This window comes from Streptomyces sp. NPDC004031, assembly GCF_053604375.1.
Genome location: NZ_JBSGHL010000031.1, coordinates 67,960 through 93,634 on the forward strand (window position 1 = coordinate 67,960; position 25,675 = coordinate 93,634).

Consider the following 25,675-nt stretch of genomic DNA (forward strand, 5'->3'; position numbering starts at 1 on the left):
GTACGGGTGACGGAGCGAGGTCAAGCCGTCAGGGGCTGGCCAGCGGGGCGCGCAGCCGCAGCCACGCGGCGATGGCCTGTACCGCGCCCTCGGGGTCGTCGACCGTCACCGTGAAGCGGCGGTCGCCGCCGAGGTCGATGACGATGCCGGGGCCGCGCCGGACGATCACCGCCGTGCCCTTCTCCGGGCGCCACCGGTAGCCCCAGCCGCCCCAGCTGCGTGGGCTGATCAGCGGGGCCAGCCGGGCGCCACTGACGTCCGCGAGCGGGATCCGGCGGCGCGGCAGCCCGATGTGCCCGCAGCGCACCTCCACGCACTCGCGGTCCACCTGCACCTTCACATGCGTGAAGGCGACCGTGCCGAAGAGGATCAGCAGTCCGGCGGCCAGGCAGCCGACGACGGACATCACCAGGGGTACGAGATCGGTCGTGGCCGGCTGGTCGACGGCCAGCTCGATGCCGAGTGCGAGGCAGGCGGCACCCACGACGGCGAGGACCCACTGCATGCGGTTGCTGGCGCGGCCCGTCCACACCTGAGGCGCGACGGACTCCGAGCGAGGAGCGTGCGTCATGCTCGAAGCGTACTCACCCGGCACGATTCGGGCAGCCCCGGCACGTCAAGCCGTGGCGGGTGTCACGGCGAGCACCGCGCCCTGCGGGTAGGCCGCCGCGGTTTCCTGGAGCGGCGCGCTCACCCCGTTGAGCAGCACCTCCAGGCCGCCGCCGCCCTCCGGCACGCCCCCCGCGGCGGCGATCCGGCGCAGCGCCTGCGCCGCCACCGCCCCCGCCGAGCCGAACAGCTCGGCGCCGGGCACGGCCGCCGCGATCCGGTCGGCGACCAGCTCGTAGTGCGTGCAGCCCAGCACGACCGCCCGCACCCCCGCCGGGGTCAGCGCCGCGGCGGCGGCCACCGCCGCCCGTACCGCCACGGCGTCACCCGCCTCCACGGCGGCGGCCAGACCCGGGCAGGGCACCTCGGTCACCTCGGCGGCGCCGCCGAACTCGGCGATCAGCTCGCGCTGGTAGGCACTGCCCGTGGTCGCCGGAGTCGCCCAGACGGCGACAGCGCCGCCGCCCGCCGCCGCGGGCTTGATCGCGGGCACCGTCCCCACCACCGGCAGGCCCGGCTCCAGCGCCGCCCGCACCGCGGCCAGCGCGTGCACGGACGCGGTGTTGCAGGCGACGATCAGCGCGTCCGGACCGCGCTCGGCGGCGTCCAGCGCGCAGCGCAGCGCCCGGTCGCTGACGTCCTGCGCGGTCCGCGGCCCCCAGGGCATCCCCGCCGGGTCGCACGACAGCACCAGATCGGCGTCCGGCCGCAGGGCCCGTACGGCCGCGGCAGCGGCCAGCAGTCCGATCCCGGAGTCCACGAGTGCGATCTTCACGCCTTCACAATAGGCGCCGCCGGGACCGCACCGCCGGGCGGCACCCGCGGTGCGGCAGACTGCGCGGGTGACGGTGACGACAGTGATCGCAGGGCTGTCCCTGCTCGTATGGGTGTGGCTGCTGCTCGGACAGGGGCTCTTCTGGCGCACGGACGTCCGGCTGCCGCGCGCGGACACCGAACCCGAGCGGTGGCCCGCGGTCGCCGTCGTGGTGCCCGCGCGCGACGAGGCGGAGGTGCTCGGGACGAGCCTGCCGTCCCTGCTGGCCCAGGACTACCCCGGACGCGCCGAGGTCTTCCTCGTCGACGACGGCAGCACCGACGGCACCGGGGACCTCGCCCGGCAGCTCGCCGCCCGGCACGGCGGCCTGCCCCTCACCGTCACCTCCCCCGGCGAGCCGCCCGCCGGCTGGACCGGCAAGCTGTGGGCCGTACGGCACGGCGTCGCCCTCGCCCGCGAGCGCACCGGCGCGGACTACCTGCTGCTCACCGACGCCGACATCGCACACCGCCCGGACAGCCTGCGCGCACTCGCCGCGGCCGCCACCGGCGCGGACCTCGACATGGTGTCCCTGATGGCCCGGCTGCGCGTCGAGACCGGCTGGGAGCGGCTGATCGTGCCGGCGTTCGTGTACTTCTTCGCGCAGCTCTACCCCTTCCGCTGGATCAACCGGCACCGCTCCCGCACCGCGGCGGCCGCGGGCGGCTGCGTCCTGATCCGCGCCTCCGCCGTGGACGCGGCGGGAGTGCCGGACAGCATCCGGCAGTCCGTGATCGACGACGTCGCCCTCGCCCGCGCGGTCAAGCGCTCCGGCGGACGGATCTGGCTCGGCCTGGCCGAACGCGTCGACAGCGTCCGCCCCTACCCGCACCTCGGCGAACTGTGGCGGATGGTCGCCCGCAGCGCCTACGCCCAGCTCCGGCACAACCCCCTGGTCCTCGCCGGCACCGTCCTCGGGCTCGCCCTCATCTACCTCGTCCCGCCCGCCGCGGCGATCGGCGGCGCCGCCACCGCCACCTGGCCCCTGTGCGCGGCGGGCGCCGCCGCGTGGACCGTCATGACCCTCACGTACCTGCCGATGCTCCGCTACTACGCCCAGCCCCTGTGGCTGGCCCTCACCCTCCCCTGGACCGCGGCGCTCTACCTCCTCATGACCGTCGACTCCGCGATCCAGCACTACCGCGGCCGCGGAGCGGCCTGGAAAGGCCGCACCTATTCCCGCCCTGACCCCACGTAGCCCTTCACGCCTCGGGGTGCCCTGTTGCGGTGGTCGTCGCGATCGTCCCGCCGTCGTGGCTGGTCGCGCAGTTCCCCGCGCCCCTAAAAACGAGAACCCTCACCCCCACCGGCAGGCGGCCGCCGGACCGGCCTGGAGGGGGACGGTGCGGGGTGCCCCCGCAGGAATGCGCTGGGAGGGGCTCACCGGCTACTGGTGAGGGTGAAGGCGCATTCCGAGGAGGTGCCCCGTGGCGGCCCCCGACCCACCAGCGGCGGCGCCGCGCAAAGGGGCGCGAGGAACGGCGCGAGCAACCCCCCACCGACAGAAGATCGCGCGGCGAACCGCAACAGGCCACCCCGGAGCGCAAGCGCAAGCTCACCCCTCCGCGGGAACCCACCGCAGAGCCCACCCGTACGCGTAATCCACCGTGCGCTGAGGGCTGAGGCCCGGACGGGCCGGGAGGTAGCGGGCCTCGCGCCGCATCCGCAGCACCTCGCCCTCCCCCACCCCCACCCGCTCCCGCGTAAGCAGCAGGAGCGCGCACACCGCGGACTCACCCCCGGGCGCCCCGAGCGTGAAGTCCGCCGGCGGCCCGTGCTCGGGCCGTACCTCCACCGTGCCGCCCGCCTCCGCGAAGGTCCCGCCGCGCAGCGCGAGGAAGACCAGCACGCGGCGAAAACGCACCGCCTGGTCGAGGTTGACGGTCAGTTCGGCCCTGCCGCCCCCCGCGTCGAGCTGGACGTACGGCGGCAGCCACAGCGCCCCGGTGGCGCCGCCGAGCGCCTGGACCACCCCCTTGCGGCCGTCGGCGAGCTCGAAGAGCGCACCCAACTCCGCGCGCCCGGCGCCCTCCGAGCCCTCCGAGCCCAGCGCGCCCTCCGCGCCCAGCGCGCCGTCACAGGCGATCCGCAGCACCCCCGGCCCGAGCCGCGTACCGCCCGCGTCACGGCGGCCCACCCGACCCCCCGACCGCCGGACGGCGGCAGCGGCGGCGGCGGGGACGGGAAGCGGCGGCGCGGTCCGGGACACGGCGCGCAGCCACCACTGCCCGCCCTCCCGGTAGCACTCGCCGACCACGGTCGCGGGTCCGCCGGTGACACCGGGCAGTTCGCACCGCACGGGCCTGCCCCCGGCGAGCGCGCCGAGCCGCGGGGCCGGGATCCGTGCGGCGGGCCCGCCTTCCGCACGGATCACCACGAGCACCGCGGTGACCGCACTTTCGAGTGATGCCAGGTCGAGCACGAGGATGTCGACGGCGGGGCCGTCCGTGCTCTTCTCCCCCGTGTGGGTGACGGCTCCCGAGGGGTGCGCGGGGGCTCCGCCGCCGACGAGATCGGCCGGGCCGCGCACCGCGCCGTCCGCGAGCAGGAGCGCGCACAGTTCGGCCCGCGGTACGCCCTGGCCCGTGCCGCGGCGGAACTCCAACCGGACTTCCGCGCTCGGCAAACGGACGCTTTCCCCCCTGCGCAGCAGCACTGCCGTCCTCCCCCGGTGCGTCGCGTCCCCCCGGCGGCCCTTCCAGAGCACGCCTTTTACCTGATCACAGCACTCTTCCATGACCGGTTTCCGGGGATTCGCTCGTATTGGGGACATCGTGCCACGAGGGAGCCGTCAAACACCCGTCAAACAACCCTCTAATCGGTCTCCCCAACGACCACATCGTGGGCTTAACTTATGGCTCATGACCACCCCCCGCGGTTCGTACGGTGGCGGCTACGGCGGCTACCCCTCGTCTGCGTCCTTCCCGGACACCCCGATCTACGACAGCCTCGTCGCCGAGCGCGGCACGCCGCAGATCGCCCCGATCCGCGTACCGACGCCGTATTCCGGTTTCGACTCGGGGATGCCCACCGGTTACGGCGCCAACCTGCCCGCCACCCGGCCGGCGCTGCCCGCCCTCCCGGCCGGCCCGTCGTCGCCCTCGTACCAGCCGCCGCAGCCTCCGGCGCCGAGCGGCTACCCGGGCGGCGGCTACCCGCAGCAGCCCGCGCCGTACGTGCCGCAGCAGGCGCAGCCGCCCCGCGGCGGCTACACCAACAACGGCTTCAACGGCAGCGGCGGCTTCAACGGCGGCGGCTTCCCGCCCGGCAGCGCGCCCATGGGCGGGCCGATGGGCCAGCCCATGAACGGCCAGGCCGGCGGCCACCCGGGCGGCTACGGCGGCGGCATGCCGCAGCAGGCCCCGCCCGGCGGCTACGAGGCCGCGCGCCCGCTGCCGCCGCGTCCCGTTCCGCCGCGCCAGGCCCCCGGCGGCCACCCGGAGGAGCAGTACCCGCGGCGCAACCTCGGCAACGGCGGCGGAGGTTACTACCAGGGCTGACCTGCGCGGGAAAGCGCTGGCACCATGGCGTCATGAGTCCGCCGACGCTGAGCGCCCTGAACATCCATCCGGTCAAGTCGCTGCGTGCCGTCGGCGTGCGCGAGGCGGTGGTCGAGCCCTGGGGGCTCGCGGGGGATCGCCGCTGGATGCTGGTCGACGCCGCTGACACGGCCGTGACACAGCGCGAGCACGCACGCCTGGCGCTGGTGACCGCCCTGCCGCTGCCCGGCGGCGGCCTGCGGCTGTCCGCGCCCGGACAGCCCGGCCTCGATGTCGCCGTGCCTCCCGCGGGGGCGGAACCGCGCGGCGTGCGCCTCTTCTCCGGCAAGGTCGACGTGGTCGCGGCCGACCGTTCGGCGGACGCGTGGTTCGGGGCGTATCTCGGCGAGCCGGTGCGCCTGGTGTTCCTGGACGAGCCCGCGGTCCGGCGGCCCATCGACCCGGCCTACGCGCGGCCCGGCGAGACCGTGAGCCTCGCCGACGGCTATCCGCTGCTGCTCGCCTCGTCCTCCTCGCTCGACGCCCTCAACGCGCTGATCGCCGCCGGGGACCGCCCCGGGGAGGGTCCGCTGCCGATGAACCGCTTCCGGCCCAACGCGGTGGTCGACGGCGCCGCCGCGTGGGCCGAGGACGGCTGGCGGCGGGTGCGGATCGGCGAGGTCGTCCTGCGGGTCGCCAAGCCCTGCTCGCGCTGTGTGGTGACCACCACCGACCAGTCGACGGGTGTGCGCGGCAAGGAGCCGCTGCGGACGCTGGCGCGGCACCGCAAGGTCGGCTCCGGCCTGCTCTTCGGACAGAACCTGGTGCCCGAGAGCGCCGGAACCCTGCGCGTCGGGGATCCGTTGACCGTTCTGGAGTGACGCACGGGCGACCCGTCCGGCTGGATCCCGCCGCCCTCGTGCGTCGGCCGCGCCACCCGCGGGTATGCGTGGGCGGTAGGGACGGGTGAAGGGGGTGCCGACCGTGGCTCGTCGGAGCAGGAGCACCAGGTTCGGCTGGCGGTGGCGGCGCAGTCCGCTGCGGCGGCGTTCTGATGTCGTCGAGGCCTGGCTCGGCCTGGTCACCGTGCTGCTGCTGTGCGCGGTGCCGCTCGTCGGCTGGTGGGCCGGCCAGTCGGTGGACCGCGCGCTGACCCGGGTCGCGCGCGTCCAGCGCACCGAGCGCAGCCTCGTCACCGCCGCCGAGGTGCCCGCGTCCGCGGCGCGCGGCGCCACGACCGCGCCCGGCGCGGGGCGGGCGGCGGGCCGGGAGGTCGATCCGGCCGGCGAGGAGGTGCTGCGCTGGACGGCGCCGGACGGCACGGCACGCTCCGGGAAGGTGCCGCTGGGGCTCGAAGTCCGGCACGGCGGGCGGCTGCTGCTGTGGACGGACCGCCAGGGCAGGCTGGTCGCGCCGCCGCTGGACCGCGCGACGGCCACCGCACACGCCGCGCTCGCCGGGGTGTCGGCCGCGGGTGTGGCGGCGGGCACGGTGCTGCTGGCCCGGCAGTTGCTGCTGTGGCGGCTGACGCGGCGCAGGATGCAGTCCTGGGATCGCGCGTGGGCCCGGTTCGGCCAGGACTGGGGCCGGGCAGGTGCCGGTGGCTGACGCGGCGGCGCACGGGACGGCCGCGGGGTTGCCCCGGTGCGCGGGCGGATGCGCCGGGCGGCGCCGCCCGCCTGACGGGACGTCGTCAACAGCGCCCCTTCGCGCACGCTACGGTTGATCCCCGGTCGGCCGACGCAAGAGGTGGGGGCAGGGCAACCCGATGGCACATGGCGTGGTGCAGGTCACCAACCCGGGCAGTTCACGGTGGCGTCGCCGCACGGGCGAGTACGGCACGATGGCCGACGCGCTGGCGGCGGCGGCCGACGGTGACGTGCTGACGGTCGGTCCGGGCACGTACCGCGAGAATCTGGTGATAGACCACGCGGTCACGGTGCGCTGCGCGGAGGGCCCCGGCACGGTCCGGATCGCCCCCGCGTCGGGCGTCGCGGTGACCGTGCGGGCGTCCGCCGCGGTGCACGACCTGGTGGTCGAGGGCCAGGACAGCACGGCTGCCGCGCTGCTCGTCGAGGGCTGCGCGCCGGAGCTGACGGGGCTGCGGGTGAACGCGCGCTCGGCCGTCGGCGTCGAGGTGCGGGACAACGCCCGGCCGACCGCCCGGCGGTGCACGGTGGACAACCCGGCGGGCGTCGGCATCAGCGTGCTGGACGCGGCGGGCGGGCTGTTCGAGGACTGCGAGGTGGTGGCGGCCGGTCAGTCGGGCGTCGCGGTGCGGAGCGGCGGCAGCCCGCGGCTGGAGCGCTGCAAGGTGCACCATGTCTCGGGTTCGGGCCTGTCGGTCACCGGCGAGCACAGCTCGCTGGAGGCGGTCGGCTGCGAGGTCTTCGAGGTGCGCGGCACGGGCCTGCACGTCTCGCAGCGCGCCTCGGGCCAGCTGACCGACTGCCGGGTGCACGGCACCACCGGTGACGGCATCTCGCTGGATTCCGACGCGGTGCTGGCGATGTCCGACTGCGACGTCCACGACATCCCCGAGAACGCCGTGGACCTGCGGGCCCGCGCGGTCCTCACGCTGACCCGCTGCACGGTCCGCCGGTTCGGCCGCAACGGCCTGTCGGTGTGGGACCCGGGCACCAGGGCCGACGCCAACGCGTGCGAGATCCACGACAGTACGGGCGACTACCCGGCGGTGTGGGTCAGCGACGGCGCGGTGGCGATAATCGACGACTGCCGGGTGCACGACGTGCCGGACGCGCTGTTCGTGCTGGACCGGGGTTCGCGCGCCGACGTGGTGGACAGCGACTTCACACAGATCCGCAACACCGCGGTGTCGGTGAGCGACGGCGCCAACGTCCAGCTGGACGACTGCCGGATCCGCGACGCGGCGACCGGCGCGTGGTTCCGCGACCACGGCAGCGGCGGCACCTTCTCCCAGGTCACCATCGACTCCGCGGCGACCGGCGTGATCGTCACCAAGGGCGCGGACCCGGCGCTGGAGCGCTGCACGGTGACCAACACGACCGAGTCCGGCATCTACGTCTCCGCGGAGGGCCGCGGCACCTTCACCGCCTGCAAGGTGACCGGCAGCAAGGGCTACGGCTTCCACATCATCGACGGCTGCCGGTCCACGCTGACCCGCTGCCGCACCGAGCGCTGCGCCCGCGGCGGTTACGAGTTCGCCGAGCCGGGCCCGGTGACCGAGGACTGCACGAGCGACCGGGCCGCGACGCCCGAGCCGGCTCCCGTCACGGTGCCGCCGGTGCCCCAGCGGCAGCCGGCCGGCCAGTCGTACGGGCTGCTCGGCGGGGTGCCGCAGCAGTCCGCCGGGCCTACGGAGGCCGCGGCTCCCGCACCGGCCGCCGGGCGCGAGAGCACCGAGGTGCTGGCGGAACTGGACGCGCTGGTCGGCCTGGACGGCGTCAAGCGCGAGGTGCGCACCCTCATCGACATGATCGCGGTGGGCCGCCGCCGCCTGGAGGCCGGCCTCAAGGCGCCCTCCCCGCGCCGCCACCTGGTCTTCACCGGCTCCCCCGGCACGGGCAAGACCACCGTGGCACGGCTGTACGGCGAGATCCTGGCGTCGCTCGACGTGCTGGAGCGCGGTCACCTGGTCGAGGTGGCCCGGGTCGACCTGGTGGGCGAGCACATCGGCTCGACGGCGATCCGCACCCAGGAGGCCTTCGAACGGGCCCGCGGCGGTGTGCTGTTCATCGACGAGGCGTATGCGCTCGCGCCCGAGGACGGCGGCCGGGACTTCGGCCGGGAGGCGATCGACACCCTGGTCAAGCTGATGGAGGACCACCGGGACGCGGTGGTCGTGATCGTCGCCGGGTACACCGCGGAGATGGAGCGCTTCCTGGCCTCCAACCCCGGTGTGGCGTCGCGTTTCTCGCGGACGATCACCTTCGGCGACTACTCCGCCGAGGAGCTGCTGCGGATCGTGGAGTCACAGGCCGCGGAGCAGGAGTACCGGCTCGGCGAGGACGCGGGCGAGGCGCTGCTGAAGTACTTCACCGCCCTGCCCAAGGGCCCCGCGTTCGGCAACGGCCGGGCGGCGCGGCAGGCGTTCGAGGCGATGGTGGAGCGGCACGCGGTGCGCCTGGCGCACGTCGTCGAGCCCACCCACGACGAACTCCAGCTGCTGTACCCGGAGGATCTGCCCGAGCTGCCCTGAACCGCGCTGCCTCCGCCCGCGTGCCGGGCGGGGCGGAAGAGGGCGGCCGCCGGGCGCAGGGCGGCCGCCACGTGGAAAGATGGGCGGACGCGCCCGCGGCGCACCGCGGCCGCCGGTCGCACCGGGAAGATCCGAGCACGCAGAAGACGCAGAAGACGAGGTCACGGGTGGGCGACAACCAGAACCTCCTCGCCGAGCAGCGCAGGGCACTGATCCTGGACGAGGTGCGCCGCCGCGGCGGTGTGCGCGTCAACGAGCTGACGCGTCGGCTCAACGTCTCGGACATGACCGTCCGGCGGGATCTGGACGCCCTCGCCCGGCAGGGCGTGGTGGAGAAGGTGCACGGCGGCGCGGTGCCGGTCGTCGAGGCCAGCAGCCACGAGCCGGGCTTCGAGGCGAAGTCGGGCCTGGAGCTGGGCGCGAAGGAGGCCATCGCGACGGCCGCCGCCGCCCTGGTGCCGCCCGGCAGCGCGATCGCGCTGGCCGGCGGTACGACCGCGTACGCCCTCGCGCACCATCTGCTGGACGTGCCGGACCTGACGGTGGTGACCAACTCGGTGCGCGTCGCCGACGTCTTCCAGAACAACCAGCGGCGGCCCGGTGCCGCGCCCGGCGAGGGGTCGGCGACGGTGGTGATCACCGGCGGGGTGCGCACCCCCTCGGAGACGCTCGTCGGGCCGGTGGCGGACCGGGCGATCCAGGCCCTGCACTTCGACCTGCTCTTCCTCGGCGTGCACGGCATCTCGGTGGAGGCGGGTCTGTCGACGCCGAACCTGGCGGAGGCCGAGACCAACCGGCATTTCGTCCGCTCCGCCCGCCGGGTCGTGGTGATCGCCGACCACACCAAGTGGGGCACGGTGGGTCTCAGCTCGTTCGCGGCGCTGGAGGACGTGGACACCCTGGTGACGGACGCGGGCATCCCCGAGGTGCTGCGGGCCGAGATCGCCGAGCACCTGTCGGACCTCATCGTGGCGGGCGAGCCCGCCGAGGGCTGAGCGGCGGGCGGCCGGTCCGGCCGCCCGCGGGCCGTCCGGTGCTCAGCCGGTGATCCAGGACCACGCGCTGCTGGGCGCCAGCAGGAAGAGCGCGACCGCGACGACCAGCACGATCCCGGCGAAGGCGCGCAGCCGCCGCACGCCGGGCGTGAGCGGGCGGCGCGGCGGCCGGTTGTCGGGCCGCCACGCGGCGGCGTGCTGCGAGGGGGTGTGCGGGCGGGTGCGGCGGCGCCCGAGACGGCGCGGCTCGTCGGTGACGCCGTTCTCGTCGTCATCGCGCAGCCGGCGGGCGACGATGCGGGCCCGCGCCGAGGGCTCCTTCGGCGCGGTGGCGCGTATCGCGCGCTCGGAGTCGTTGGCGAACTGCTCCCACACCTCGTCGGGCAGCGACGGCTCGTCGGCCGCGGGTGGTGGTTCGGTGGTCACGTCTGCGCTCTCGTCTCGTCCAGGCATGGCCGGGGCGGCGGCACGCGGCACACTTTCCCCCCACCGGCGAATCGATACTTCCCCTGCCACTTGTACCACGCCGGATGCCGTACGCGGCGTGGGTCCCGGGCGGCGGTGAGCTCCGCCACAGGTCAGCGGTATTCGGCGAACCTGGGGCGGATCCCGAGCAGGACGAGGGCCGCGGCGAGGCCGAGCGCCCCGGCGGGCACCGCGGGCCAGCCGTCGAGGGAGCCGTGGGCGTTGTCGGCGTGCTGCCGGAAGTCGGTCAGCTGCCGGTCGGCGAGCCGCTCCAGGGTGGTGGAGAAGTCCCAGAAGTCGAAGGCGACGTTGCCGCGGCCGACCTCGGTGAGCACCACCGCGCCCTCCTCGGTGTCGCCGCTCTTCTTCAGGGAGCGGAGCTTGTCGTCGTCGGCGCGGAAGTTCGCGTAGCGGCCGAGCATGTCCTGGTAGGCGGGGCGCTCCCCGGCGGTGGCGTTGCCGTCCGGCGTCAGGAGCCCGTCGAGCCGCTTGGCGAGGCTGTCGAACTGCGCCTCGTCGGCCTCGCCGAAAGCGCTGTCGTGCACGAACCAGCGGCTCTCGGTGGCCGCGGCCTGCGAGGCGACGGCGCCGGCCTCGGCGAGGTTGGTCCAGGGCCGCAGTCCCTGGCTGCTCGCGGCGTCCACGCCGTCGGCGGCGGCGTTCATCGCCAGGGTTCCGGCCAGGGCGACGGCGAGGGTGGCGGCGGTGGCGACGAGCAGCGCGGGGTTGAAGCGCCTGCGGTAGTCACGGGCCAGTTCCCACTGCCACCACAGCAGCAGTACGACGGCGAGCCCGCCCAGCACCCCGACGGCCACGCCCCAGCGCACGGCGGCGTGCCGCGCCGCGTCGCGCTGCCGGTCGGCCTGCTGCTGGTAGGCGGCGGACAGGTCGTCGGCGAGCGGCAGCAGTCGGGTGTGCATGATGCTTCCGGCCGAGACGTTCATGGCGACGGCGAAGCGCGGCGGGTGGCCTACGGTCTGGTCGGGCTCCTGCTCGGCGACGTAGCGGGCGCGGCCGCTCAGGTCGTCGTACTGGCCGAGTCCGTCGAGCAGCTGCGCGACCCGGGTGCCCTGGCCCGGGTCGCCGCCGAGCCTGCGGAGCAGGTCGCTCACCAGGGCGCGGTCGCGCTGCGCGGTGATCAGGGCGTTGAGCTGGTTGCCGACGATCACGTCCGGGTCGTCCGCGGAGCGGCCCGGGGCGAGGGTGTCCGCGCGCTGCGCGTCGAGGTCGGCGAGCGTGGAGCGCAGTTGCGCGGCGGCCGAGGCGCGGTCGGTCACGGTGCTGCCGAAGCGCGCGGTGGCGTGCCGTACGGACAGGGCGCCGGCGACCGCGACCGCGCACAGCGCGCCCAGGGCCACCAGGACGGTGACGGTGCGGACGGCGAGCCGCCGCGGCCCGCCGCCGGTCAGCCGCAGCCTGCGGCGCGCCCGGTAGGTCTCCGCCGGGCTCGCAGGCGCCGCGGCGGGCTCTTCCGTGTCAGGGGCCTCCTGGGCCGGCGGGGCCGTCTGAGCCGACGCCTGGGACATCGTCATGCCGTGACGCTAGGCGCGGGCCGGGAAAGGACGGTGGCCTGCGGGCGACCGCGGGGTGTCCTGGACGTAACAGAACTGCCGCGAAAGCGCGGGGAGTTGGCCGTTCGGCGCGGCCCGTGGGGGGATCAGGGGGCGTCGGCGGGCGGGCCGGGCGGCGGCGCGGCGGCCCGCTCCTGCGGCGGCTGCCACAGCGGGTGCTCCTCGCGTGCCCACCAGCGCGGTACGTACCCGGTGCGCAGGCCGCGGCGGGCCTCCGGGTCCTGGAGGGCGAACCACACGTGCCCGGTGACGACGGCGGCCAGGACCAGCGCGAGCCAGTCGTGCACGAAGGTCGAGCCGGTGCGCCAGACCAGCGGGGCCAGCCGCGGGAACCACATGACGACCCCCGTCCCGGCCATGATCAGCAGCGCCCCGGTGGCGAAGGCCGCGTAGAGCTTCTGGCCCGCGTTGAACTTGCCCGCGAGGCTCGGCTCGCGCCTGCGCCGGCGCAGCGCGACGCCCAGCCAGCGCCAGTCGTGCGGGAAGAAGCGGCCGAGCCGCCCGGCGTCGGCGCGGAAGGCGCGCGAGGCCAGGCCGAGCAGTACGGGCACGGGCACGGCGATGCCGGAGTACTCGTGCACGGTGACCAGGAGGCGGCGGCGGCCGACGATCTCGGCGAGCTGCGGCAGGTAGAGGCAGGCGCCGGTGGCGACGCACACGCCCATCAGCCAGGTGACCGAGCGGTGCACCCAGGTCTCGGCGCGGGTGAAGCGGCGCAGCCCGGTGGCGCCGGCGGGTTCGCGGGGCGGGGTCGCGGCGGTCATGAGGTGGGGTCGTCGCGGCGGCCGTTGGACTTGCCCACCCAGCCGTCGACGTCGTAGCCGTAGTGCTCCCAGTAGCCGGGCCGCACGTCCTTGGTGACGGTGATGCCGGACAGCCACTTCGCGGACTTGTAGAAGTACATCGGTGCCACGTAGAGCCGGACCGGGCCGCCGTGGGCGGCGCTGACCGGCTTGTCGTCCATGGTCAGCGCCACCAGCACGTCGGCGCGGCGGGCCTGTTCCAGCGTCAGGCTCTCGGTGTAGACGCCGTCGAAGCAGGTGAAGCGGACGGCCGTGCCGGCCGAGCGCACCCCGGCGGCGTCCAGCAAGGTGGACAGCTTCACCCCGGAGAAGGCGGTGTGCGGCACCCGCCAGCCGGTGACGCACTGCACGTCGCGCACCAGCCGGGTCTGCGGCAGGGCGCGCAGGTCGGCGAGCCGGTATTCGGCGGGGTGGTCGACGAGGCCGCCGAGGGTGAGGCGGTAGTCGCTCTCGCCGCGGTGCGGCACGGAGTTGGAGACGGAGTAGAAGCGGAAACCTCCGCCGCCGGGCAGCAGCGAGGTCACGCCGGTGGGGTCCTTGGCGCTGACGGACGCCAGCACGGAGTCGATCCGGTCCTGCACCGCGCCGCCGACTGCGACCCCGGCCGCGCCCAGCCCGAGCATGCCGAGCACCACGCGCCGCCCGACGGGGCTGCCGCGGCCCTCCTCGGGCGCGGGGCCGTGGGGTGTGTCCGGTGGCGGCGTGCGGTCGTCCATGGACCGATTCGAGCACGCCGGCCGCCGTCTGGCCAGGGCCCCGGGCGGGCCGTCAGGCTTCCGTCACATCCGGGCGCTCGCGCGGGCCCGCGGCACCCGGGCCAGCAGCCGGGCGAGGGCCTCGTTGAAGGCGTCGGGGCACTCCAGGTTGGGCATGTGGCCGGCGTCCTCGACAACGGTGAGGGTCGCGCCGGGGATGTGCCGGTGCAGGAACTCCGCGTCGCGGACGGGGGTGAAGACGTCCTCGCGGCCGACCACGACCAGGGCGGGCACCGCGACACCGGCCAGGGTGGGGGTGTAGTCGGGGCGTTCGGCGCGGCCGCGCAGGGCCGCGGCGGCGCCCTGCGGCGGGGCGGCGAGCATCATGCCGAGCACGTGGTCGGCCACCTCGGGCCGCCGCGCGAGGGTCGCGGCGCAGACCATGGAGCCGAGCACCTCGCGGGCGTACCCGGCCGTGCCCTCGCGCTCCAGCCGGTCGGCGCGGGCGTACCGCTCCTGCCTGCCCTGCTCGGTGTCGGCCTGCGCGAAGGTGTCGGCGAGGACCAGCCCGGCGACCCGGTCCGGGAAGAGCCGGTGGAACTCCAGGGCGATCTGACCGCCCATCGACAGTCCGCACACCACCGCCTCGGCGATCCCGAGGTGGTCGAGCAGCGCCGCGAGGTCGCGGGCGAAGGTGCCGAGCGGGGTGCTGCCGGGCACGACCTGGCTGCCGCCGTAGCCGCGCAGGTCGGGGGTGACGACGCGGTGGCCGGGGGCGGCGTCCTGCTGCGGCGCCCACATGGTGCGGTCGAAGGGGTGCCCGTGGATGAGCAGCAGGGCGCTTCCGTCGCCGCCCGTGTCGCCGTAGGTCATGCTGATGCCGTTGACGAAAGCCGTGTTCACGTGCGGTTTCCCCCTTGTGGTGGTGACTGGTCCGATGCTAGGCAGAGGGCAATCAGCGGAGCAATGCCCGGCATTGATGTCGGGGCAATGTGCCGGTGCCCCGACACGGTGGCGCGGGCGGGCGGGGAGCAGGGGATGGCACGGGACTTCCGGCAGGCGGCGGACGCGGTCGCGGCGCAGATCGCGGCGGGGCGGCTGCGGCCGGGCGACCGGCTGCCGACGCAGCGGGCGTTCGCCCGGCGGTACGGCCTCGCCGAGTCGACGGCGAGCCGGGTGTACGCCGAACTGACCCGGCGCGGCCTGGTCGTCGGCGAGGTGGGGCGCGGCACCTTCGTACGTGCCGCGCCGCCCGCCGCCGACCCGGCGCTCGCCGAGCCGGGCACCGCCCGGGTCGACCTGGAGCTCAACTACCCCGTCACACCCGGCCAGCCGGAGATGCTGGCCGCGGCGCTGGCACGGCTGGCCCGGCCGGACGTGCTGGGCCCCGCGCTGGGCCCGTCCGGCGCGGGCGGTACGGCCGCCGCGCGGGCCGCGGCGGCGGACCTGCTGGCCCGGCCGGGCTGGGCGCCGGATCCGGCGGGCCTGCTCTTCGCGGGCAACGGGCGGCAGGCGATCGCCGCGTGCGTGGCCGCGCTGGTGCCCCCGGGCGGCCGGCTGGGCGTCGAGGCGCTGACGTACCCGGTGGTCAAGGCCGTCGCGGCGCGCCTCGGGGTGACCCTGGTACCGCTGGAGTGCGACGCCGAGGGGCTGCTGCCCGGGGCACTGCTCGCCGCGCACCGGGCGGCGCCGCTCGGCGCGCTCTACGTCCAGCCGACGCTGCACAACCCGCTGGGCACCGTCATGGGCCCGCGGCGGCGGGCCGAACTGGCGGCGGCGCTGCGGGAGTCGGGACTCACCGCCGTCGAGGACGCGATCTGGGCCTTCCTGCCCGCGGACCCGCCGCCGCCGCTGGCCGCGTACGCGCCGGAGCGGGTCGTGCTCGTCGACAGCCTCTCCAAGCGCCTCGCGCCGGGCCTGACGGCGGGCTTCGCGGCGACCCCGGCGGCGCTCACCGCACGGGTGTCGGCCGCGCTGCGCTCCGGCGGCTGGACGAGCGCCGGGTACGCCCTGGCCGCGGCGACCGGGTGGATGAGCGACGGCACCGCGGCGGCCCTGAGTGCCGCCAAGCGGGAGGACGCCCGGCTGCGCGGCGAGCTGACCGCCGAGGCCCTGGCCGGGCTCGCCGTCCGCTCCGGCCCGTGCTCGTACTTCTGCTGGCTGGAGCTGCCGCCGCCGTGGCGGGCCGACACCTATGTGGCCGCCGCCGCCCGGCGCGGGATCGCGGTCACGCCCGCGGCGTCCTTCGTGGTGGGCTCGCACAGCACTCCGGCCGCGGTGCGGATCGGGCTGGCCTCTCCCCCGCCGCCGGTGCTGCGCAGGGCCCTCGACACGCTGGCCGAGCTGGCACGGACCGGGCCGGACGACCTCGGGCCGGAGTGAGCGACCCCCCGCCGGTCGGCGGCACCGGGGGCGCGGACGGCGCCGGTGCGGCCACCGAATGGGCAGGTCAGCGATGCGACGCGCGACAAGTTGCGACATTCCCCACATCGGGTGACGCTGTTATCGCATCACGGAGTGCTGAAGCAGTCACTCTACGCAGTTTCGCTCAATTTCCCATCGGAGCGGCGGAGGGCCGGAGCCCGCACGTGCGGGACCGTCCCAGCCGCGGAGGGAGTCGCAGCCGTGATCATGCAAGCGGAACAGACCGACCGGACCGACCCGACCCATCGAACACCCCGCGAGTGCGTCCTCGAACTGGAGGCGCACCCGTACCGGATCCAGCAGATCCGCCGCATCGTGGCGGCGCAGCTGCGCTACTGGCGACTCGATCCGCTGATCCAGCCCGCCGCGAGCGCCACCAGCGAGCTGCTGGCCAACGTGCACCGGCACGCCCGGCCCGACAAGAAGTGCCGCGTCCGGCTGACCCTCGCCGACGACCGGCTGACCGTGGCCGTCACCGACAGCGACCCGCGCCTGCCGCAGCTGCGGCCCGTGGAGCCGATGGCCACCACCGGGCGCGGCCTGACCATGGTCGAGGCGCTGAGCGACACCTGGGGCACCGATCTGCTCCCGCTGGACGCCGGCAAGGTCGTGTGGTTCGTGCTGCGCACCCCCGTCGCGGTGCCGACGATGCTGCCGGTGCGCAACTGCGTGCCCTTCGAACGGGCCATGCCCGAGCCGCTGCCCGAGCCCACCCACGAGCCCGTCACCGCGCCGGTCACCGGCACGGTCCCCGAACCGGCCGCTGTCGCTGCGGCGGCCTGACCGCGCGGAGCCGCCGGTGTGGGCGCCGGCGGCCCCCGCGCACCGGGCGCCGCCCCCCCCGTGGGGGAGGCGGCGCCCGACGTACGTCCCCGTCACTGCGCGGCGACCGCCCGCAGGATGTCCAGCCGGGCCGCACGGCGGGCCGGGCGCCAGCCCGCGAGCACGCCCGCCGCGACGCCCGCCAGCAGCACCACCGCCAGCGGCAGCGGCGGGATCGCGAAGGCGCCCGTGCCGGTGCTGTCGGCGGCCCGCACCAGGGCCCAGCCGAGGAAGCCGCCGAGCACCAGCCCGCCCGCGGTGCCGAAGGCGGCCACCACGACCGACTCCCAGCGCACCATCGCCCGCAGCTGCCCCCGGGTCTGGCCGACCGCGCGCAGCAGGCCCAGCTCCCGGGTGCGCTCGTGCCCCGCGAGGGTCAGGGTGTTGGCGATGCCGAGCAGCGCGATGAGCACCGCGAGGGCGAGCAGCACGTAGATCAGCGTCAGGAACATGTCGACGCCGGACGCCGAGGACGCCGCGTACTCGCTCCTGGTCTGCGCGTCGGGCGACCCGAACGGGACCACCGCCCGGGTCACCGCGGCCTTACAGGCGGCCGTGGACACCCCGTCCCGGAAGGCGACGGCGACGAGCGTGTCCCGGTCCTGCGTGCGGTGCGGCTCCCAGGCCGCGCGGGTGATCAGGTAGTTCCCCGCGAGGCCCGGCCGGTCGTAGACGGCCTCGACGGTGAAGGTCGTCCGGGTGCCGTCGGCGAAGGTGAAGGGAACGGTGCTGCCGGTGGTCAGGCCGCGGTCGTCCGCCTCGCGCGCGGCGACGGCGACGCCGTGCGTGCCGAGGTCGGCGAGGGAGCCGTGCACGGTGCCGAGGTCCAGCAGCCCGGACAGGGCCGCCGGGTCGGTGACCAGATCCTGCGCCCGTGCCCGCCGACGTCCGCGACGCCCGCGCCGAGCCCGACGGCCGCTCTGACCTCGGGCAGCCGCGCCACCGCCGGGGCGAGCCGCGGACTGAGCCCGGCGCCGCCGGGGCCGAAGCCGGGGGTGCCGACGGCGACGTCACCGGCGAAGGAGCGGTCCACCGTCCGGTGCAGCGTCGCCTTCAACGAGGCGCCCAGCACGGTGAAGAGCGACACCACCGCCACACCGATCATCAGCGCGGTCGCGGTGGCCGCCGTCCGCCGCGGGCTGCGCAGCGCGTTGCGCCGGGCCAGCCCGCCGCTCACCCCGCGCAGCCGGGCGATCGGGGCGCCCAGCACCCGTACGGCCGCCGGGGCCGCGACCGGGCCGAGCGCCACGAACGCGGCGAGCGTCAGCACCGCCCCCGCCGCGGTGAGCGGCAGGCTCGGGCCCGCGACCACCCCGGCGACGGTGGCCGCGACGCCTGCCACGGCGGCGACCGGCCCGGCCACCGCCCGGCGGCGCGACACACCGGGCGTGTCCGCCGCGCTCTCCCGCAGCGCGGCCACCGGCGCGGTCCGCCCGGCACGCAGGGCGGGCGTGACCGCCGAGCCGACGCACACCAGCAGGCCGACCGCCGCCGGCACCGCGAGCGCGAGGGCGTGCACCTTCAACGCACCGCCCGGGAAGGGGAAGCCGACCGCCGGGAAGAGCGCCTGGAGCCCGGCGGCGACGCCGAGGCCGGCGAGGAGTCCGGCCCCCGTCGCCGACACCGCCACCAGCGACGCCTCGGCGAGCGTGGTGCCGAGCACCTGGCGGCGGGTCGCGCCGAGCGCCCGCAGCAGCGCGTTCTCCCGGGTGCGCTGGGCGACCACGATCGCGAAGGTGTTGTGGATGCTGAAGGTCGCGACCAGCAGCGCGATCCCGGCGAAGACGGTGAGCAGCGCGGTGAAGACGTCCAGGAAGGTGCCCGCGGTGTCCTGCTCGGTCTCCTGACTCGCCCGGGTGCCGGTGATCGCCTCGTAGGGGGCGGGCAGCACCTTCGCCACCCGCGCGGTCAGCTCCTCCTGGCCGAGCCCGGGGTCCGCGCGGACCTTGACGGCGGTCGCCTCCCCCGCCGCGGGCATCAGGTACCGCTCGGCGTCCTGCGGGGTCATCCCGGCCCAGGTGGTCTCGCCCTCCCCGCTCTCGGTGCCGAAGGTGACGACGCCGACGACCGTGACGTGCACCGGGTCGGGCGTGCGCAGCACGGTGCGGGCGCCGACGGCCAGGCCGCCGCGGTCGGCCGCGCCCCGGTTGACGACGATCTCGCCGGGCGCGCGCGGCGCGCGGCCCTCGACGATCTTGTACGGGTTGAGCTGCGGGTCGTCGATCCAGGCCGCCGCGACCGTGGGCCCGCGGGTCTCCAGCGCGGTGCCGTCGGCCTTGGTCAGCTGTCCCGCGCCCTCGATGTCGGGCGCGGCCGCGGCGACACCGGGCACCCGGCGGATCGTGTCCACCAGCGAGACGGGCACGGGCTCGCGGGTGCTGCGGCCCGGTCCGCCCGCGGAGATCTCGTCGGCGCCGCGGACGACGGTGTCCGTACCGCCGTTGGCCGTCGCGAAGAGCGTGCCGAAGCTCGCCCGCAGGGTGTCGCCCATGACCATGGTGCCGGTCAGGAAGGCCACGCCGAGGAAGACGGCGGCGAAGGTGCCCGCGAAGCGCCGCTTGTGGGCGCGCAGCCCGGCGATCCCGAGGCGCAGCGGAGCCGCGGCGGAGGCGGGTGCGGAGGTGCGGCTCACGGCCGGTCACCGCCCGCGGCACGGCGGCCGTCGAATGCCTTCATCCGGTCCAGCACCCTCGGGGCGGTGGGGTCGGCCATGGTGTCGACGAGGCGGCCGTCGGCGAGGAAGACCACCTCGTCGGCGTGCGCGGCGGCTGGGGGCACCCCCATGCCCGTAGGGCCCTGGGGGAGGGTCGTGGGTGACCATGACGACGGTGCGGCCCATGTCGCGGACCGCGCGGCCCAGCAGTTCCAGCACCTCGCCGCCGGTGCGCGAGTCGAGGTTGCCGGTCGGCTCGTCGGCGAAGACCACCTCGGGGCGGCCGGCCCGCGCCCTGGCCACGGCGACGCGCTGCTGCTGCCCGCCGGACAGCTCGGCGGGCCGGTGCCGCAGCCGGTCGCGCAGGCCGACGACGTCGATCAGGGCGTCGATCCACTCCGCGTCCGGCCGGGTGCCCGCGAGGTCGAGCGGCAGCGTGACGTTCTCGGCGACGTCGAGGGTGGGCACCAGGTTGAAGGACTGGAAGACGAAGCCGATCCGCTCGCGGCGCAGCAGCGTCAGCTGCCGGTCGCCGAGCGGTCCCAGCTCGGTGCCGCCGACGAAGGCGGCGCCCGAAGTGAGTGCGTCCAGACCCGCCGCGCAGTGCAGGAGGGTGGACTTGCCGGAGCCGGAGGGCCCCATGATCGCGGTGAAGCGGCCGGCCGGGAAGCCCACCGTCACACCGTCCAGGGCCCGCACCGCGGTGTCGCCCGCGCCGTGCACCTTCACGGCGTCCACGACCCGCGCGGCGGCGGGGCCGCGCCGGTCGGTCGTCGTGCCGGGCATCAGGCCCCGCCCTTGGCGGTGTTGCGGTCACGCGGGCCGCGGGCGAAGTGCTCCTCCAGCACCGACATGCGGTGCCAGTACTCCTCCTCGTCGATCTCGCCGGAGGCGAACCGCCGGCCGAGCACCGCCAGCGGGCTGTGCTCGCTGCCGCCGCCCGCCGAGGGCAGCCCGAACTGCCGCCAGGGGGCGCCGCGTCCGCGCCACACCGTGCGGCGCAGCACGGTGACCACGGCGGCCACCGCGAACACCCAGATCAGGGGGAAGAACAGGATCCACGGGCCGGGCCCGCCGTCGTGCCACGCCAGGGTGTCCATCGTCTGTCAACTCCTCGGTCGTGCCGGGTTCTCCCGACACCACCGAGCCTGGCGTCCGCGGCCGCCGAAATCGTCGTACGGCTGGCGGCTCCGCCGCTGCTCCGCGGGGAGTACGCCGCGCCCCGCCCGGCACTCCCACGGGTGGCGCCGGGGGCGGGTCCGAGGGGCGGCGCGGGGCGTGCGTCCAGCGGCCGGTAGGCCCCGCGCGCGGGTCAGCCGCCGAGGACGGCCAGCGGGTCGTCGAGCACCGGCTGCCAGGCCAGTTCGGCGGCGCCGACCAGGCTGTTGTGGTCGAGCGCGCAGGCCAGCACCGGCACACTGCCGCTGCGCCCCCACAGGCTGTGGTCGGCGACGACCGCGCGCAGCGCCTCCGGATCGGCGTCCAGCAGGTGGCGGTGCAGCCCGCCGAGCAGGATGCGGTCCGGGTTGAGGACGTTGACGAGCCCGGCGAGGCCGCGTCCGAGCCGGTCGATCATCAGCAGCGAGGCGGCCCGGACGGTGGGGTCGGCGTACTCCGTACGCAGCAGGGCCGCGCTCTGGTCGAGCAGCGACACCTCGGGGCCCGGGGTCCGCCCGGCCGCCTCCACGAAGGCCAGCGGGTCGGCCTCGACGTCCAGGCAGCCGCGGCTGCCGCAGTAGCAGGGCCGCCCGTCGGGGCGCACGGTGAGGTGGCCGACCTCCAGGGCGAGGCCCGAACTGCCCGTGTGCAGGCGGCCGTCCAGCACCAGCGCGCCGCCGACACCGCGGTGCCCGGAGGCGACCACCAGCAGGTGCTGCGCGCCGCGCCCGGCGCCGTGCCGGTGCTCGGCGAGGGCGGCGACGTTGACGTCGTTGCCGACGAAGGACGGGACCGGTCCGCCGTCCGGGCCAAAGATGCCCACCTCGGCGATCTGCCCGGCGAAGACCTCGGCCACCTGCGTACCGGCGGGCCAGGACAGATGCAGCGGGTTGAGCGCGAGGCCCTCGGGCTCGGCGATCGCGGACGGCACCGCGAGGCCCGCCCCGACGCACACCCGCCCCGACGCGCGCAGCAGTCCGGCGCCCGCCTCGACGACCGCGCCCAGCACGTGCGCGGCATCGGGCGGCACGGTCATGGAGCCGGGCGCCGTCGCCACGATCTCGCCGCCGAGGCCCACGAGCGCGGCGCGGAAGCCGTCGGCGTGCACCTGTGCGGCGAGCACGACCGGGCCTTCGGGCGCGACGTCCAGCCGGTGCGAGGGGCGGCCCTGCGCGCCCGCCGGGCCGCTGGGGCGGGTGTCCACCCGGATCAGCCCCAGTGCTTCCAGTTCGGCGGCGACCGCTCCGGCGGTGGCCCTGGTCACCCCCAGTTCCGCGGTGAGCAGTGCGCGGGTCGCCGCGCGGCCGGTGTGCACGAGCGCGAGCGCGGGGCCGAGTGCTCCGCGGCCCCGCTCCAGCCTTGTCCGAATCTGTGTCACCCCCCTATTCTCACTTTGTGCCGACACTGAACAAAATAGGGACGGCCCTGAGTCGATCTTCCCGGCCGTCCCGACCTCCCCGTACCCCGACCACCGATCCCGCCCTGCGCCGCCTGCGCGTCGCCCTGACCGTCTTCTTCGCGGTCGACGGCTTCCTCCTCGCGGGCTGGGTCGTCCGCATTCCCGCCATCAAAGCCCAGACCGGCGCCTCCGCGAGCCAGCTCGGGCTGGCGCTGCTCGGCGTGTCGGCCGGCGCGGTGGCCACCATGGTGCTCACCGGACGGCTCTGCCGCCGCTTCGGCAGCGACCGCGTCACCGTCGGCACCGCCGTCATGCTGTCGCTGAGCATCGCCCTGCCGCCGCAGACCCACTCGGCGATGGCCCTCGGCCTGGTCCTGCTGGTGTTCGGCATAGCGTACGGCGGTCTGAACGTCGCCATGAACAGCCTCGCCGTGGACCTGGTGGCCGCGTTGCGCCGCCCGGTGATGTCGTCCTTCCACGCCGCCTACAGCTGCGGCGGCCTCGTCGGCGCGGGCCTGGGCGGACTGCTGGCGCCGCATCTGTCACCCGCCGTCCACCTGGCGCTGCTCACCCCGGTCGGCCTGCTCACCGTGCTGTTCGCCGGGCGCGTCCTGCTGCGCACCAGGCTCGTGCCGCCGCCCGAGCAGATCCCGGCGACAGCCGCACCGGAAACGGTGCCGGGAGACGGCGCCCCCACCGCGGCCGCCGCCCGCCGCCCGGGGCTGCTGGTCGCGCTCTTCGGGCTGATCGCGGCCTGCTCGACGTACGGCGAGGGAGCGCTCGCCGAATGGGGCCCGCTGCACGTCCAGCAGGACCTGCACCGCGGACCCGGCGTCGCCGCCGCCGGATACGCCGCGGTGACGCTGGCGATGACGCTCGGCCGGCTGTCCGGCACCACCTTGCTGCTGCGGCTCGGCCAGACCCGGGTGCTGGTGCTGGGCGCGGTGCTCGCGGCGGGCGGCATGCTGCTCGCCGCGCTGGCCCCGCTGCTGCCGCTGGTCGTCCTGGGCTTCGCGCTCACCGGCCTCGGGCTCTCCAACACCTTCCCCACCACGATCGCCCGCGCGGGCGCGCTGACCGGCCCCGGCGGCGTGGCCACCGCGTCCACCTTCGGCTACGGCGGGCTGCTGATGGGCCCGCCGACCATCGGCTTCCTCACCGACGCGGTGGGACTGCCGACCGCCCTGACGACGGTGTCGGCACTCGGCGCCGTCGCGGCGGTGCTGGCGTACTCGGTGCGCAACCTGGGGCGTACGGCGGCCTGACGGGATCCGGGCCGCCGCCGCACGGCCCGGACGTACGGGAGCCCCGCGGGCGGAAGGCCCGCGGGGCTCATGCGCGTACGGCTCGTACGACACTCATACGAAAAGGGAGCGGCGGGCAGCCGGAGCCGGGCCGCCGGGAGGCGCTACGCCTCGGCGTGCTTGGGGAGCATCCGCTCCAGGACGGCACGGTGGCCGGGGCGGGCCTCGGCGTGGCGCAGGCGGCCGCTGTCGGTGATGGCGACGTAGACGCCGCGCCGGTCCTCCGAGCAGATGCCGCGATCGACCAGGCCTTCCTTCTCCAGCCTGGCCACCAGCCGGGACAGCGCGCTCTGGCTGAGGTGGACACGGTCGGCCAGTTCCTGCACGCGGAAGGTGCAGCCGCCGCCCTCCGGGTCTCCGGCGAGCACGTCGAGAACCTCGAAGTCGCTCGCGCACAGACCGTACTGGGTCAGTTCACGGTCCAGTTCGCAGGCCGTGCGGGCGTGGATGGCGAGGATCTCCCGCCACTCGCGCTCCAGCGCACGCTCGTCCTTGTCCACTGCCATGCCCGCAGGGTAGCAGAAAACGGACCCCGATGCACGGTAATTAAATGCGCTTGCATCTCATGCGCTTGCATGTAATCTACCGATCATGACCTCTCCGTCCCCCACGTCCGCCACCGTCCCCCGTGCGCAGGACCGTTGGAGCGCCCTTCAGTGGGGCACGCTCTTCGTGCTCTGCGCCGCGCTCTTCCTCGACGCCCTCGACGTCTCGATGGTCGGCGTGGCCCTCCCCTCCATCGGCTCCGACCTCGGACTGTCGACCACCTCGCTGCAGTGGGTCGTCAGCGGCTACATCCTCGGCTACGGCGGCCTGCTGCTGCTCGGCGGCCGCGCGGCCGACCTGCTCGGCAGGCGCCGGGTCTTCCTGATCGCGCTCGGCGTCTTCGCCGTCGCCTCACTGCTCGGCGGCCTCGTCGACTCCGGTTCGCTGCTGATCGCCACCCGCTTCGTCAAGGGCCTGAGCGCCGCGTTCACCGCCCCCGCGGGCCTGTCCATCATCACCACCACCTTCGCCGAGGGCCCGATCCGCAACCGCGCCCTGACGATCTACTCCAGCTGCGGCGCGACCGGCTTCTCCATGGGCCTGGTCCTGTCCGGCTTCCTCACCGAGGCCGGCTGGCGCTGGACGATGCTGCTGCCCGCGCCGGTCGCGGTGATCGCGCTGATCGCCGGACTCAAGCTGATCCCGCGCACCCCGCGCGAGAGCACCGCGGGCCGGGGCTACGACCTGCCGGGCGCGGTGACCGGCACCGCCTCGATGCTGCTGCTGGTCTTCACCGTCGTCTCGGCCTCCAGCGCCGGCTGGACCTCGGCCCGCACGCTGGGCTCCTTCGCCGCCGTCGCCGTACTGCTCGCGGCCTTCACCGTCATCGAGAGCCGCTCCGCATCGCCGCTCGTCCGCCTCGGCGTCCTCCGCTCCTCCACCCAGGTACGGGCCAACCTGGGGGCCGCGACGTTCTTCGGCTCCTACGTCGGCTTCCAGTTCCTTGTCACGCAGTACCTGCAGAACGTGCTCGGCTACAGCGCCATGCAGACCGCGCTCGCCTTCCTGCCCGCCGGCTCGCTGGTGGCGATCCTGTCCACCCGGATGGGCCCGGTCGTCGACCGGTTCGGCACCCCGCGGGTGACCGCCTTCGGCTTCGTGGCGCTCGTCATCGGCTACATCCTCTTCCTGCGCATCGACCTGCACCCGAGCTACGCGGGCGTCATCCTGCCGTCGATGCTGCTGCTCGGCGGGGCCTTCGCCACCGCCTTCCCCGCGCTCAACATCCAGGCCACCAACGGCGTCAAGGACCACGAACAGGGCATGGTCTCCGGCCTGCTCAACACGTCCTTCCAGGTCGGCGGCGCGATCTTCCTCGCGGTGGTGACGGCGGTGGTCACCGCCAACACCGACACCACCGGCAGCTCGGCCGGCACCAAGCAGGCGGTGCTGGACAGCTACCGCCCCGCCCTGTGGGTCGTCACCGTCATCGGACTCGTCGGCCTGCTCCTCACCCTCACCGGCCTGCGCAGGCGGCGCCCGTCGTACGGCATCCTCGTCGCCTCCTCCGAGGGCGACGAGCGCGCCCGGCAGACCGCCGCCCAGCAGGACGCCGCCGAGGGCGACGCCGTGGCGACCGCGGGCGCGTCCCACCGGGACGGCGACGGCTCCGCCCGCGCCTGACCGCCGCGTGCCCGCGGTACGGGGGCGGGCACGCGACCGGCGACCGGCCCCCCGCCCCAGCTGAGGGGGGCCGGGCGGGCGCCCCCCCGGGGGCTTTTGGCCCGGGCATTCCGTATTGGACACGTCCTTCATCCG

General features: G+C 75.6%; 21 protein-coding genes and 2 pseudogenes. 10 read left to right on the forward strand and 13 right to left on the reverse strand.

The features are described from left to right. Positions 1 to 28: 28 nt before the first annotated feature. Entirely contained in the window at positions 29 to 571 is a 543-nt protein-coding gene (locus ACWERV_RS20680; protein WP_398179535.1) for a hypothetical protein, read from the reverse strand. Positions 572 to 616: 45 nt separating this feature from the next. After that, a complete protein-coding gene (locus tag ACWERV_RS20685; RefSeq protein ID WP_452934997.1) occupies positions 617 to 1,384 on the reverse strand; it encodes a glutamate racemase in 768 nt (255 codons plus the stop codon). 67 nt (positions 1,385 to 1,451) lie between these two features. On the opposite strand from ACWERV_RS20685, the gene ACWERV_RS20690 reads away from it, so the two are divergent. Next, positions 1,452 to 2,621 (forward strand): glycosyltransferase, encoded by a 1,170-nt coding sequence (locus ACWERV_RS20690; RefSeq protein WP_452935000.1) that lies wholly within the window; start codon positions 1,452 to 1,454, stop codon positions 2,619 to 2,621. Positions 2,622 to 2,978: 357 nt separating this feature from the next. On the opposite strand, the gene ACWERV_RS20695 is transcribed toward ACWERV_RS20690, so the two are convergent. Further along, positions 2,979 to 4,049: a hypothetical protein gene (locus tag ACWERV_RS20695; RefSeq protein ID WP_452935002.1), complete on the reverse strand. Its 1,071-nt coding sequence runs from the start codon at positions 4,047 to 4,049 to the stop codon at positions 2,979 to 2,981. Between the two features lie 235 nt (positions 4,050 to 4,284). Between ACWERV_RS20695 and ACWERV_RS20700 the strand changes: the two genes are divergently transcribed. From ACWERV_RS20700 to ACWERV_RS20720, 5 genes are all read left to right on the forward strand, one after another. Next, positions 4,285 to 4,923 (forward strand): DUF6643 family protein, encoded by a 639-nt coding sequence (locus ACWERV_RS20700; RefSeq protein ID WP_452935005.1) that lies wholly within the window; start codon positions 4,285 to 4,287, stop codon positions 4,921 to 4,923. A gap of 32 nt (positions 4,924 to 4,955) precedes the next feature. Next, on the forward strand, positions 4,956 to 5,783 hold the full coding sequence (locus tag ACWERV_RS20705; RefSeq protein ID WP_452935008.1) for an MOSC domain-containing protein: 828 nt from the start codon (positions 4,956 to 4,958) through the stop codon (positions 5,781 to 5,783). A 103-nt stretch (positions 5,784 to 5,886) separates the two neighbouring features. After that, positions 5,887 to 6,510: an Rv1733c family protein gene (locus ACWERV_RS20710; protein WP_452935010.1), complete on the forward strand. Its 624-nt coding sequence runs from the start codon at positions 5,887 to 5,889 to the stop codon at positions 6,508 to 6,510. 160 nt (positions 6,511 to 6,670) lie between these two features. Further along, the gene (locus ACWERV_RS20715; RefSeq protein WP_452935013.1) at positions 6,671 to 9,082 is read left to right on the forward strand and encodes a right-handed parallel beta-helix repeat-containing protein; all 2,412 of its coding nucleotides are present in this window, start codon (positions 6,671 to 6,673) and stop codon (positions 9,080 to 9,082) included. A 167-nt stretch (positions 9,083 to 9,249) separates the two neighbouring features. Next, entirely contained in the window at positions 9,250 to 10,077 is an 828-nt protein-coding gene (locus ACWERV_RS20720) for a DeoR/GlpR family DNA-binding transcription regulator (protein WP_398179558.1), read from the forward strand. 42 nt (positions 10,078 to 10,119) lie between these two features. On the opposite strand, the gene ACWERV_RS20725 is transcribed toward ACWERV_RS20720, so the two are convergent. From ACWERV_RS20725 to ACWERV_RS20745, 5 genes are all read right to left on the reverse strand, one after another. Beyond that, on the reverse strand, positions 10,120 to 10,503 hold the full coding sequence (locus ACWERV_RS20725) for a hypothetical protein (RefSeq protein WP_452935016.1): 384 nt from the start codon (positions 10,501 to 10,503) through the stop codon (positions 10,120 to 10,122). Between the two features lie 152 nt (positions 10,504 to 10,655). Further along, the gene (locus ACWERV_RS20730; protein WP_452935019.1) at positions 10,656 to 12,074 is read right to left on the reverse strand and encodes a hypothetical protein; all 1,419 of its coding nucleotides are present in this window, start codon (positions 12,072 to 12,074) and stop codon (positions 10,656 to 10,658) included. 125 nt (positions 12,075 to 12,199) lie between these two features. Next, complete coding sequence (locus tag ACWERV_RS20735; protein ID WP_452935021.1) at positions 12,200 to 12,877, reverse strand: cytochrome b/b6 domain-containing protein; 678 nt, start codon at positions 12,875 to 12,877, stop codon at positions 12,200 to 12,202. Then, a complete protein-coding gene (locus ACWERV_RS20740; RefSeq protein WP_398179571.1) occupies positions 12,874 to 13,632 on the reverse strand; it encodes a molybdopterin-dependent oxidoreductase in 759 nt (252 codons plus the stop codon). The genes ACWERV_RS20735 and ACWERV_RS20740 overlap by 4 nt, the downstream gene beginning before the upstream one ends. Positions 13,633 to 13,695: 63 nt before the next feature. Continuing rightward, a complete protein-coding gene (locus tag ACWERV_RS20745) occupies positions 13,696 to 14,484 on the reverse strand; it encodes an alpha/beta fold hydrolase (protein ID WP_452935048.1) in 789 nt (262 codons plus the stop codon). 165 nt (positions 14,485 to 14,649) lie between these two features. Here ACWERV_RS20745 and ACWERV_RS20750 point away from each other — a divergent pair, with 165 nt between their 5' ends. Beyond that, entirely contained in the window at positions 14,650 to 15,993 is a 1,344-nt protein-coding gene (locus ACWERV_RS20750; RefSeq protein WP_452935025.1) for an aminotransferase-like domain-containing protein, read from the forward strand. A gap of 249 nt (positions 15,994 to 16,242) precedes the next feature. Next, complete coding sequence (locus tag ACWERV_RS20755) at positions 16,243 to 16,818, forward strand: ATP-binding protein (RefSeq protein WP_452935051.1); 576 nt, start codon at positions 16,243 to 16,245, stop codon at positions 16,816 to 16,818. A gap of 92 nt (positions 16,819 to 16,910) precedes the next feature. On the opposite strand, the pseudogene ACWERV_RS20760 reads toward ACWERV_RS20755, so the two are convergent. The 4 genes and pseudogenes from ACWERV_RS20760 to ACWERV_RS20775 form a co-directional block, all read right to left on the reverse strand. Then, positions 16,911 to 19,489 (reverse strand): annotated as a pseudogene (locus ACWERV_RS20760) (ABC transporter permease). Then, a pseudogene (locus ACWERV_RS20765) lies at positions 19,486 to 20,296 on the reverse strand (ABC transporter ATP-binding protein). Before ACWERV_RS20765 ends, ACWERV_RS20760 begins: the two co-directional pseudogenes overlap by 4 nt. Beyond that, positions 20,296 to 20,610, reverse strand: coding sequence for an SHOCT domain-containing protein (locus tag ACWERV_RS20770; protein WP_452935027.1), 315 nt, complete (start codon positions 20,608 to 20,610; stop codon positions 20,296 to 20,298). Before ACWERV_RS20770 ends, ACWERV_RS20765 begins: the two are co-directional and overlap by 1 nt. A gap of 212 nt (positions 20,611 to 20,822) precedes the next feature. Next, complete coding sequence (locus ACWERV_RS20775; RefSeq protein WP_452935029.1) at positions 20,823 to 22,046, reverse strand: ROK family protein; 1,224 nt, start codon at positions 22,044 to 22,046, stop codon at positions 20,823 to 20,825. Between the two features lie 17 nt (positions 22,047 to 22,063). Between ACWERV_RS20775 and ACWERV_RS20780 the strand changes: the two genes are divergently transcribed. Continuing rightward, positions 22,064 to 23,332, forward strand: coding sequence for an MFS transporter (locus tag ACWERV_RS20780; RefSeq protein ID WP_452935032.1), 1,269 nt, complete (start codon positions 22,064 to 22,066; stop codon positions 23,330 to 23,332). A 143-nt stretch (positions 23,333 to 23,475) separates the two neighbouring features. Here ACWERV_RS20780 and ACWERV_RS20785 read toward each other — a convergent pair whose 3' ends face one another. Further along, complete coding sequence (locus ACWERV_RS20785; RefSeq protein ID WP_452935034.1) at positions 23,476 to 23,877, reverse strand: MarR family winged helix-turn-helix transcriptional regulator; 402 nt, start codon at positions 23,875 to 23,877, stop codon at positions 23,476 to 23,478. 85 nt (positions 23,878 to 23,962) lie between these two features. Here ACWERV_RS20785 and ACWERV_RS20790 point away from each other — a divergent pair, with 85 nt between their 5' ends. Next, the gene (locus ACWERV_RS20790) at positions 23,963 to 25,540 is read left to right on the forward strand and encodes an MFS transporter (RefSeq protein WP_452935036.1); all 1,578 of its coding nucleotides are present in this window, start codon (positions 23,963 to 23,965) and stop codon (positions 25,538 to 25,540) included. The last annotated feature ends 135 nt before the right edge of the window (positions 25,541 to 25,675 follow it).

What these genes read in the sequence shown, in the direction of transcription:
- ACWERV_RS20730 (WP_452935019.1), bottom strand. Translation starts at nt 12,074, where the DNA reads ATGACGATGTCCCAGGCGTCGGCTCAGACGGCCCCGCCGGCCCAGGAG.
- ACWERV_RS20715 (WP_452935013.1), top strand. Translation starts at nt 6,671, where the DNA reads ATGGCACATGGCGTGGTGCAGGTCACCAACCCGGGCAGTTCACGGTGG.
- ACWERV_RS20770 (WP_452935027.1), bottom strand. Translation starts at nt 20,610, where the DNA reads ATGGACACCCTGGCGTGGCACGACGGCGGGCCCGGCCCGTGGATCCTG.
- ACWERV_RS20700 (WP_452935005.1), top strand. Translation starts at nt 4,285, where the DNA reads ATGACCACCCCCCGCGGTTCGTACGGTGGCGGCTACGGCGGCTACCCC.
- ACWERV_RS20705 (WP_452935008.1), top strand. Translation starts at nt 4,956, where the DNA reads ATGAGTCCGCCGACGCTGAGCGCCCTGAACATCCATCCGGTCAAGTCG.
- ACWERV_RS20750 (WP_452935025.1), top strand. Translation starts at nt 14,650, where the DNA reads ATGGCACGGGACTTCCGGCAGGCGGCGGACGCGGTCGCGGCGCAGATC.
- ACWERV_RS20785 (WP_452935034.1), bottom strand. Translation starts at nt 23,877, where the DNA reads ATGGCAGTGGACAAGGACGAGCGTGCGCTGGAGCGCGAGTGGCGGGAG.
- ACWERV_RS20735 (WP_452935021.1), bottom strand. Translation starts at nt 12,877, where the DNA reads ATGACCGCCGCGACCCCGCCCCGCGAACCCGCCGGCGCCACCGGGCTG.
- ACWERV_RS20680 (WP_398179535.1), bottom strand. Translation starts at nt 571, where the DNA reads ATGACGCACGCTCCTCGCTCGGAGTCCGTCGCGCCTCAGGTGTGGACG.
- ACWERV_RS20745 (WP_452935048.1), bottom strand. Translation starts at nt 14,484, where the DNA reads ATGACCTACGGCGACACGGGCGGCGACGGAAGCGCCCTGCTGCTCATC.
- ACWERV_RS20755 (WP_452935051.1), top strand. Translation starts at nt 16,243, where the DNA reads ATGCAAGCGGAACAGACCGACCGGACCGACCCGACCCATCGAACACCC.
- ACWERV_RS20740 (WP_398179571.1), bottom strand. Translation starts at nt 13,632, where the DNA reads ATGGACGACCGCACGCCGCCACCGGACACACCCCACGGCCCCGCGCCC.
- ACWERV_RS20790 (WP_452935036.1), top strand. Translation starts at nt 23,963, where the DNA reads ATGACCTCTCCGTCCCCCACGTCCGCCACCGTCCCCCGTGCGCAGGAC.